This window comes from Secundilactobacillus malefermentans DSM 5705 = KCTC 3548 (assembly GCF_001436395.1).
GTDB classification, from domain to species: Bacteria; Bacillota; Bacilli; order Lactobacillales; family Lactobacillaceae; genus Secundilactobacillus; species Secundilactobacillus malefermentans.
In genome coordinates this window covers 1-1,529 of the sequence record NZ_AZGJ01000103.1, presented here as the reverse complement: position 1 = coordinate 1,529, position 1,529 = coordinate 1, and the positions used below count along the sequence as shown (strand labels likewise).

Annotated in this window: 1 protein-coding gene; it reads right to left on the bottom strand. The window is 35.1% G+C overall.

Annotation, left to right across the window (positions count from 1 at the left end; genetic code table 11):
• Nucleotides 1-48: 48 nt before the first annotated feature.
• Nucleotides 49-1,395 carry an ISL3 family transposase gene (locus tag FD44_RS09870; protein ID WP_056973927.1) on the bottom strand — a complete coding sequence of 449 codons (1,347 nt, stop codon included), beginning with the start codon at nucleotides 1,393-1,395 and terminating at the stop codon, nucleotides 49-51.
• Nucleotides 1,396-1,529 lie beyond the last annotated feature (134 nt).

The following is a 1,529-nucleotide window of genomic DNA, read 5'->3' as shown; positions in this document are numbered from 1 at the left end:
AGGTTCTTCGTCAAGAAGTACTGATAGAAAATTTTAAAGACTTCGTCTTTAAGCAGCTAAATCTCCAATAGGAGGTTTAACTGCTTTTTCTTTTACTTGATTTTTATAATTCAGTGCGTAAAAACTAGTGGAAAAAGCTACTAAGATTCTTATTCTAAAGTTATTGAAGTTTCTAAAACCATAGGCGGTTTTTTTGATTGTTTTGATTTTATTGTTGCATCCTTCAACAGGGCCATTGGTAAAGGATTGGTTTTTATCAATGAAGCTATTTTTAATTTCTTCAAAATGCCTTCTTAATGTTTGTTTAGCCTTCTTCATTTCGTCAGAAATATTGTATTGCAAGTCGTCCTTGGATGGCCATAGGACTCGTTTTAGTAGATTCATATCTTGTTTATGCATGGCAAATAAAATATCTTGATAGAAGTCATAGGCGTCTTTCAACATCGGTGATAGCGTCAATAGACGCTGAACAACTTCGTTGTCAGTTAATAATGCGCCTCTATAATTTGCTCGTTTGCGTCTTACAGTATTGTCTAAATCAGATTCATATTTCATAATCAGTTTCCAAAACTTTTTTAGTTGTCTACGTTCTCTGGAATCCTTTGGAAATTCTTTCATAACATGGATACGGACTCTCTTTAAGGCTTCATAAACTTGAACGGCAACGTGAAAATGATCCGCTAGGATTGTCGCATTTGGAAACATTCGTTTTATCATTGGACGGTAAGGAGAAAATAAGTCCACTGTCACTGTTGAGACTGCTGCTCGTACTTTATGTTCGTAACGCATAAAATACTTCTCTAGATTATTACCGCCACGATCTTTGATTACATCGAGGGTGCGGTGATTTTCGATATTAACTAATAAGATGCTCATTCCGCTTTTTGAAAATCTACCTGAACTAAAGTCATCGAAGGCAATGTGGCTAGGTAAGAAATGATAATTAGGCTTCAGGTACTCTTCAAGCCCCGCAATTGCACGATAAACGGTGTTAGAAGAAACATGATTTAATTTACCAATTAAGGTCATACTCATATCTTCTGGAACCTGTAAAGCGATAACCGATTTTATAGATGAGAATATATGATCATTCTTTTTAACGTCACTAAGTGACGCTAGTTCGGTTCTCCCACAATGTTTACAAATATACTTTTGTTTTCTGATGCGAATAAAGTTTAAACTGGTTCCACTTGGATTACCTTGATGGGTGACAACCTTCATACCATTTTTATTCATTAGTTCATGACAATTTGGGCACAGCAACGGATAAGTTAGCTTACAAAACCACAACGTCGCTTGACCTTTGTCGGTCATTACGGTTCTATATTTTTCTTTTTCGTCTAATTCAATTCTAGGATCTGTAATTCCAAGCGCTTTTCTGATACAATCATTCATGAAGATGGTTCCTTTCTGGAAAGATAGGGTGCGGCTATCTTCTTTTTTTGTTTAAATAATACCAACAAACTAAAAATAGTACTAATAAAATTTCACGTAGTGAAAATCTATCAGTACCAAATATTGTAGAACCC